Raw genomic sequence first — 7,523 nt, 5'->3', positions numbered from 1 at the left:
GCACCCGCACCACCACCCGCCGTCCGTCGACCGGCACGTCGGCCACCGTCCGCAGGTGAGATCCGTGCACCCGCCCCGACGACGCGCCGCACACCGGACAGACCGCGGTGCCCTGCGGAGTCCGTGCCCGCACCACGATCCGCTCGCACTCGTCGGCCACATCCTCAATGACCAGCGGGGAAAGACCCGAAAACACCGTCTGCACAAGCTCGTTGACGAGAAGCATGACGCAGCCGGCCGGAACACCGGCAACAGCCGCAACGGCAGCCGGTCCAAGACGGTGCTGACCGATGTCGGACCGGTCGAGGTCAGGGTGCCCCGGGACGTGGAGGGCACCGTCGAAAGCGGCGCGGGCGATGGCCACCGCGCGGTCCACGTCGGCCGGCTCGGCCTGGGCGGCGCGGCCGACGACCGACTCGTCGTGCGGGGACAGGATGTCGAGCAACTCCGGGTTGCTCGGCTCGGTCCAGGTGCCGCCGATGAAAAGCTTGTCGTAGGTGATCATGTGCTTCCTCCCGACTCCGTAGCGGAGGGCTTTCCACTAAATGCCACTTCAATGTAGCACTTTTATCAAAGTAGTGCGCAACGATGTGACAGTAGTCGAGTCTTTCCGCCCCAGTGCTGGCTATACTCGGGGTGTGAGAGCCGACGCAGCACGTAACCTGGAAGCAGTCATGACGACCGGTGCACGCATGCTGGCCGCCGATCCGGCCGCGAGCATCACCGCCATCGCGGCGGAGGCCGGCGTGGACCGGCGCACCGTTTACCGGCGCTTCGCCTCGCGCGAGGAGTTGCTGGCGGCCATCTACGAGGCGCGCCTGACGGCCATCGAGCGGGCCACCGAGGACGCCCGGCTGCGCGAGGCCCCGGTCGCCGTCGCCCTGCACCGCTATGTCGAGGGCATCATCGGCGCCAACCGCACGTGGCCGGTCGGCCTGAGCCGGATGCTGGCCGAGGAGCCCGTCCGCGAGCGGCGCGAGCGCTCGGTCCGCGAGCTCAGCGACTTCCTGCGCCGCGCCACGGACGAGGGCCTGATCCGCTCCGGGCTGCCGGACGGGTGGGTGAGCACGGTCCTGCCGATGCTGACGGACATCGCCTCGCGCCAACTGACCGACCTCACCCCCGCGCAGGCCGCCGACACCGTGGTCGACACGCTCCTGAACGGGCTCGGCGCGGGCGCCGCCGGATCCGCCCCGCGGACCGCCCCCGGTACCGCTCCATAATGGCTGCACCGGCTCCGGCCTGCAGTGTTCCGGGCCGTTGCGGATGAGCCTATGCGCGCGGTGGTGCCGTGCTGCCGCGGATGACGAGCTGGGTCGGTACGACGACGTCGTGGTCGGTTTCCTCGCCGCGCAGGATGCCCAGGAGCATGCGTCCGGCGAGTTCTCCTTGTTCCCGGACAGGCTGGCGGACGGTCGTGAGGTCGGTCAGCTCGGCGACGGGGTGGTCGTCGATGCCGATGACGGACATGTCCTCGGGGATGCGCAGGCCGGCGCGGCGCAGGGTGCGGATCGCGCCGAGCGCGACTTCGTCGGAGTGGGCGTAGACGGCGGTGGGCGGCTCGGGCTGGCTGAGCAGCTTGGCCATGGCGTCGGCACCCTGGGCGCCGCCCCAGTCGACGGTGACGACGAGACGTTCGTCGAGCGGTGTGCCCGCGTCGCGCAAAGCGGCGTAGTACGCGTTCGAGCGGCCCGAGGGCTGCACCTCGTCCGGCTGGTCGGGGTCTACCGCAGCGATCATGGCGATACGGCGGTGCCCCAGGAAGAGCAGGTGGTCCATGGCCTGGCGACCGGCGGTCTCGTCGTCAATGGACACGTTCGGGTAGGGCGCGTGCTGACCACCCGCGGCGATGACCGTCACGCCCATCAGCTCCAAGCGTCGCTGCTCCTCCTCACCGACCAGGAAGGCCAACACGACCACCGCGTCCACCTTGCGCCTCGCCGGCAGCCGGTGGAAGAAGTCGTGCCGGTCCTCGATGCCGTCGACGTGGTACAGGAGCACGTCCAGGTCGGCGGCGCGCAGCACCGACTCCAGCCCCTCCAGGAGGGTGGCGAAGAACCAGCGGGAGATGTGCGGCACGACGACCGCGACCCGGCCGGTGTCGCCGCCGGCCAGCCGGGACGCCTCCGGGGAGACGACGTAGGAGAGCTCCTCGGCGACCGCGAGGACGCGCCGTCGGGTGGCCTCGGCGACGCCGTTCTCGTTGTTGAGCGCGCGTGAGGCGGTGGCCATCGAGACACCGGCCGCACGGGCCACGTCCGCCATGTTGATCTTCCGGGAACTCTGCGCCATGCCGGAAGGCTAACCCACGTTCGGAAACGCTTCCATAGTTCCCGGAAGGGTTTCCGGGGATTCCACTGGCGCCGGCTACCTGCCCGTAAGGCCATCTCATCGTTTCAGCACGTCAAATGCATGTTGCGGTTTCGTTATTTGACAGACGTGTCCGGTCACCTCAGTCTTTCTGCAACGGAAACGCTTCCGAAACCTGATTCGCACGTCCTGCGGTCCGGTCCGGAAAGCGCACCGACCTCTGTCTGCCCACCGTGAGCGGCAGCCGCATGGATGCAAGGAGGCATCATGCCTGAGCAGCACCCCACCTCCCCCGTCAGAACCGTGGGCGGTCGCCCGCGCGCCCCGCTGGCGGCGGTCGCCGCCGCGTCCGTGCTGGTCACGCTGGCGGCGTGCAGCGGGCCGGGCTCCGGCTCGCCGGCGAGCGCGACCCCGACCGCCGTGCACACCGCCGTCGCCGACACCCCGGCGACCCTGACGCTGTTCTCCGCGGCCGGTGTGGAGACGTACGAGCAGGGCCTGGCCGACGCCTTCCAGGCCACGTACCCGAAGATCAAGGTCAAGCTGCGGGTGGAGGCGGACAACAACTACAACACCGTGCTGCCGAGGCTGCTGGCCTCCGATTCCACGCCCGACATCGTCCAGCCCTACGACCTTCTCGGCGGTGTCAAGGACAACCTGCTGACGAACCTCGACGCCTACGACGAGGCGTACGGCTGGAGTGACAAGGTCCCCGCCTCCGCACTCGCCCCGGGCCGGGTGTCGAACGGCGTGAGCGGCTCGGGCTCGCTGTACCAGGCGGGCGGCTCGGCAGGCCCCCTGGTCGGCGTCTTCTACAACAAGGAGCTGGCGGCCAAGGTCGGCATGAAGACGGTGCCGGCGAGCATCAGCGAGCTGGAAGCCGTCATGGCCAAGGCGAACACGTCCGGCATCACCCCGATCGTCGCCTCCAACCAGGACGGCCTGATCGGCCACCTCTACAACCTGCTCCTCGGCGACTACATGGGCGCCCAAGCACTCAGCGACATCGTCCACCACAAGCCGGGCGCCACGCTGGACACCCCGGAGGCCGTGAAGGCCACCAAGACCCTACAGAAGTGGATCAAGGCGGGCTACTTCGCCTCCGACGTCAACGCCCTCAACCAGGAGGCGTCGTACGGCCAGTTCACCGGGGGCAAGGGCCTGTTCTTCTTCCAGGGCAGCTGGATCACGCAGACCCTCGACAAGAACTTCAAGGGCGAGTACGGCGTCTTCCCGATGCCGCCCGCCGAGAAGGGCGGCAAACAGGCGGGCATGACCAGCAACACGCTCGCCTTCTCCATAGCCGCCCGTTCGAAGAACAAGGACGCCGCCGGCCTGTTCCTCGACTTCCTCACCACGTCTGAAGCGGCGAAGGTCGCGGTCGACAACGGGTACGCGGCACTGGCCTCCGGCGCGTCCGACGCGGCCGAGCCTTCCCTGTCCGGCACGCTGACCGAGCAGATCCAGACCGGTTACGCCGCCATCGCCTCCGACAACGGCTTCGACGGCTGGCTGCAGAACTCCGCCCCTGCCGTCAACACCAAGCTCACCCAGCAGCTCCAACTGCTGGTCTCCGGCAAGGTCGAGCCGACCGCGATGGTGAAAACCCTCCAGACCACTTACGCCGACGCCCTCAAGGCTGGCTGAGCGCCATGTCCTCGACCCGAACGACGAGGAAGGGCGCCGTCGCCGCCCGGGGCCGCCGCAGGCTCCGGGCCCGGCGGTGGGCCGGCTGGCTCTTCGCCCTCCCCGCCCTCGCCTTCTACGGCGTCTTCAACTTCTACCCGGTCCTACTGTCGATCCAGTACTCCTTCTACGACTGGGACGGCATCGGCGCCTCCACCTGGGTGGGCCTGAAGAACTACACGGAGGTCTTCACCGACGCCGAGCAGTTCTCCGCCCTGCTCCACGCCTTCTACCTGATCCTCTTCTTCACCGTCCTGCCGGTGACGCTGGCTCTGATCACCGCCTCCGTACTGCGCCAGCTCCAGGGCCGTTTCACCGGCGCCCTGGCCCGCACGCTCCTCTTCCTCCCGCAGATCATCCCCGGGGCCGCCGCGGGCGTCGCCTGGACCTGGATGTACTCCGACAACGGCGTGGTCAACCAACTCCTGTGCGCCGTGGGCCTCGACGACGTCGCCCGCCCCTGGCTCGCCGACTTCACCTGGGCCCTGACCGCCGTCGGCTTCATCGGCACCTGGCTGTCCACCGGGCTGTGCACGATGCTGCTGCTGGCCGGCATCGGAAAGATAGACAACAGCCTGTACGAGGCCGCCCGCATCGACGGCGCCGGCCCGATCCGCCAGTTCCTGGCCGTCACCCTCCCCGGCCTGCGCAACGAGATCGGCGTCTGCGTCACCATCACCGTCATCGCCGCGCTCGCCAGCTTCGACGTCGTCTACCTCTCCACCCAGGGCGGCCCCGGCACCCAGACCATGGTCCCCGGCGTCGCCGTCTACAACCTGGCCTTCAACGACAGCCGCCTCGGCGCGGCCTCGGCCCTCGCCGTCGTCCTCGCCCTGATCGTGATCGCCGTCGTCGTCCCGCTCCAGCGCCTGTTCCGGGAGAAGTAGTCCGATGCCCGAACGAATGCAGACCGTACGCACCTTGCGCCGACGCGCCCCCGGACTCGTACTCATCACGGCAGCCGCGCTCTACTCGGTCGTCCCGCTGCTGAGCATGGTCAGCGCGGCCCTCGCGCCCCAGGGATCCTTCCCCGCCGGTCTGAGCTGGCCGTCCGACCCGCACTGGCACAATTTCGCCGACGCCTGGAACGTCGCCAACATCACGACCCTGCTGAAGTCCAGCACGCTCATTGTGCTCGGGGTCGTCCCCGTCGCTGTCCTGATCTCGACGATGGCCGCGTACGCGATCGCCGTACTGGAGATCCCGCTGGGCCGCGTCTTCTCCACGATCCTCGTCCTGACTCTCACCCTCCCGTACGAGATCGTGATCGTCCCCCTCTACGAACAGACCAGGGACATGGGCCTGTTGGGCAGCCAGTGGGCGCTGATCCTCCCCCTCATCGGGATGAACATGCCGTTCGCGGTGTTCTGGATGCGGGCGCACTTCGTGGGCGTGCCCCGCGAAATGTCCGAGGCGGCGGGCATGGACGGCGCGGGCCCCTGGCGGGCTCTGTTCCACATCCACCTGCCCCTCGCCCGCCCGGCGATCGCCTCCCTGGCCCTGCTGATGTTCCTGTCCACCTGGAACCAGTTCCTGCTCGCCCTGGTGCTCATCGACGACCCCGACAAGCGAACGATGGCCGGTGCTCTCCAGGCGTTCACCACCAAATACAGCACCGACCAGGTGCTCCTGAACGCCGGCGCCCTGCTGATCATGGCCCCCACGATCCTCGTGTTCCTGTTCCTGCAACGTCACTTCGTCAAGGCGCTGCTCCAGGGCTCGGTCAAGGGCTGACACCCACCCCCATCACCCCTTCAGACAGTCAGGACCGAGCAACATGAGCGACTCGACCCCCACATCACCGGCAGCCGACGACTCCTGGTGGCGCTCCGCCGCGATCTACCAGGTCTACATACGCAGCTTCGCCGACGGCGACGGCGACGGAACCGGAGACATCGCCGGCCTCCGCTCCCGCCTGGACTACCTGGCCCACCTCGGTGTCGACGCGATCTGGATCAACCCCTGGTATCCGTCCCCGCTGGCCGACGGCGGCTACGACGTCTCCGACTACCGCGACATCCATCCCGCCTACGGTATCCTCGACGAGGCAAGGCAGATGATCGCCGAGGCCCACGAGCTCGGCCTGCGTATCATCCTGGACATCGTCCCCAACCACACCTCCGACCAGCACACCTGGTTCCAGCAGGCGTTGGCGGCACCGCCCGGCTCCGCGGAGCGCGAACGCTTCATCTTCCGCGACGGCAGGGGCGAGGACGGCTTTCTGCCCCCGAACGACTGGCACGCGGCCTTCGGCGGTCCCACCTGGACCCGCACCGCCGACGGCCAGTGGTACCTCCACCTCTTCGCCCCCGAACAGCCCGACCTGAACTGGGACAACGCCGAAGTCCGAGCCGAGTTCGAGTCGATCCTGCGCTTCTGGTTCGACCTGGGCGTCGATGGTTTCCGCATCGACGTGGCCCACGGCATGGTCAAGGACCCGGCCCTCCCCGACCTCGGCCTGACGGAGTTCTCCGTCCTCGCCCGCGAAGGCCAGGAGAACCACCCCCACTGGGACCGCGACGGCATCCACGACATCTTCCGTAGCTGGCGGGCGATCGCGGACGGCTACGAGGACCGCCGGGTCTTCGTCGCCGAGGCCCACGTCCGCCCCGGCCGCATGCCCGACTACCTCCGCCCCGACGAACTGCACACGGCCTTCAACTTCGACTTCCTCAAGTGCGCCTTGGAAGCGGACAGGTTGAGGGAGGTGATCGACCGCACGATCACCGGTCTGGCGCGGGTCGGCGCCCCCGCCACCTGGGTCCTCTCCAACCACGACGAGACCCGCCACGTCACCCGCTACGGCCGCGCCTACACCGGCGTCACGACGCCGATGCGCGACCAGGGCCACCCCACCGACCTCGCCCTCGGCACCCGCCGCGCCCGCGCCGCGGCCCTGCTGATGCTGGCCCTGCCCGGAGGCGCGTACATCTACCAGGGCGAGGAACTCGGCCTCTACGAGGTGGAAGACCTCCCGGAATCGGCCCTCCAGGACCCCACCTGGGAACGCTCCGGCCACACCATCCGCGGCCGCGACGGCTGCCGGGTCCCCCTCCCCTGGACCGGCGACACCCCGCCCTTCGGCTTCAGCACCTCCGGAGCCGCCCCCTGGCTCCCCCAGCCCGAGGACTGGAAGGCGTACACCGCCGAAGCCAACCAGGCCGACCCCACCTCCATGCTCCAGCTCTACCGCTCCGCCCTGCGCCTACGCCGCACCCACCCCGGCCTGCGCGGCGAGGAGTTCCGTTGGCTGGACAGCCCGGACGGCACGCTGCTCTTCGAACGGGGCAACGGCCTGCTGTGCGCGGTCAATCTCTCCGACCAGCCGGTCCCACTCCCCGACACTTGCAGCCCCCTCCTCACGTCAGGACCGCTGAGCAAGAACGGGTTGATACCCCCGGACACGACGGTTCTGCTCCAACGGGACTGACAGACGGGCATGGGGTTCGCCCCGGCTGACGTCCGCCAGCGCCCTGCTGCGCCCGAATCCACCGGGGCCTGTCCGGTGCTCCTCCCCGCCGACCGGA

Annotated in this window: 7 protein-coding genes and 1 pseudogene; 6 read left to right on the top strand and 2 right to left on the bottom strand. The window is 69.0% G+C overall.

The window, feature by feature from the left end; all coding sequences use genetic code 11:
• Positions 1-226 (bottom strand): transposase family protein (locus tag VIW71_RS08860; protein ID WP_331621491.1); only part of this gene is annotated, 226 nt, incomplete at its 3' end.
• On the opposite strand from VIW71_RS08860, the pseudogene VIW71_RS08855 reads away from it, so the two are divergent.
• A pseudogene (locus tag VIW71_RS08855) lies at positions 218-337 on the top strand (transposase); the annotation flags it as partial. The gene VIW71_RS08860 and the pseudogene VIW71_RS08855 overlap by 9 nt on opposite strands.
• A 355-nt stretch (positions 338-692) precedes the next feature.
• Complete coding sequence (locus tag VIW71_RS08850; RefSeq protein WP_331621490.1) at positions 693-1,223, top strand: TetR/AcrR family transcriptional regulator; 531 nt, start codon at positions 693-695, stop codon at positions 1,221-1,223.
• Between the two features lie 49 nt (positions 1,224-1,272).
• Here VIW71_RS08850 and VIW71_RS08845 read toward each other — a convergent pair whose 3' ends face one another.
• Positions 1,273-2,292, bottom strand: a complete 1,020-nt coding sequence (locus tag VIW71_RS08845) for a LacI family DNA-binding transcriptional regulator (RefSeq protein ID WP_331621489.1) — start codon at positions 2,290-2,292, stop codon at positions 1,273-1,275.
• 285 nt (positions 2,293-2,577) lie between these two features.
• Here VIW71_RS08845 and VIW71_RS08840 point away from each other — a divergent pair, with 285 nt between their 5' ends.
• From VIW71_RS08840 to VIW71_RS08825, 4 genes are read left to right on the top strand one after another with little or no spacing between them, the layout of a single operon-like run.
• On the top strand, positions 2,578-3,957 hold the full coding sequence (locus VIW71_RS08840) for an ABC transporter substrate-binding protein (protein ID WP_331621488.1): 1,380 nt from the start codon (positions 2,578-2,580) through the stop codon (positions 3,955-3,957).
• A gap of 5 nt (positions 3,958-3,962) precedes the next feature.
• Complete coding sequence (locus VIW71_RS08835; RefSeq protein ID WP_331621487.1) at positions 3,963-4,883, top strand: carbohydrate ABC transporter permease; 921 nt, start codon at positions 3,963-3,965, stop codon at positions 4,881-4,883.
• A 4-nt stretch (positions 4,884-4,887) separates the two neighbouring features.
• Complete coding sequence (locus VIW71_RS08830) at positions 4,888-5,730, top strand: carbohydrate ABC transporter permease (protein ID WP_331621486.1); 843 nt, start codon at positions 4,888-4,890, stop codon at positions 5,728-5,730.
• 43 nt (positions 5,731-5,773) lie between these two features.
• Positions 5,774-7,426 (top strand): glycoside hydrolase family 13 protein, encoded by a 1,653-nt coding sequence (locus VIW71_RS08825; RefSeq protein ID WP_331621485.1) that lies wholly within the window; start codon positions 5,774-5,776, stop codon positions 7,424-7,426.
• Positions 7,427-7,523: the final 97 nt, after the last annotated feature.

The sequence above is a fragment of the Streptomyces sp. genome (assembly GCF_036524955.1).
Classification (GTDB): Bacteria; Actinomycetota; Actinomycetes; order Streptomycetales; family Streptomycetaceae; genus Actinacidiphila.
The sequence above is the reverse complement of the archived record's forward strand: the minus strand, read 5'-3'. Positions and strand labels throughout refer to the sequence as shown.

Coding starts and splice junctions, on each gene's coding strand:
- VIW71_RS08840 (WP_331621488.1), top strand. CDS start 2,578: ATGCCTGAGCAGCACCCCACCTCCCCCGTCAGAACCGTGGGCGGTCGC.
- VIW71_RS08835 (WP_331621487.1), top strand. CDS start 3,963: ATGTCCTCGACCCGAACGACGAGGAAGGGCGCCGTCGCCGCCCGGGGC.
- VIW71_RS08845 (WP_331621489.1), bottom strand. CDS start 2,292: ATGGCGCAGAGTTCCCGGAAGATCAACATGGCGGACGTGGCCCGTGCG.
- VIW71_RS08825 (WP_331621485.1), top strand. CDS start 5,774: ATGAGCGACTCGACCCCCACATCACCGGCAGCCGACGACTCCTGGTGG.
- VIW71_RS08850 (WP_331621490.1), top strand. CDS start 693: ATGCTGGCCGCCGATCCGGCCGCGAGCATCACCGCCATCGCGGCGGAG.
- VIW71_RS08830 (WP_331621486.1), top strand. CDS start 4,888: ATGCCCGAACGAATGCAGACCGTACGCACCTTGCGCCGACGCGCCCCC.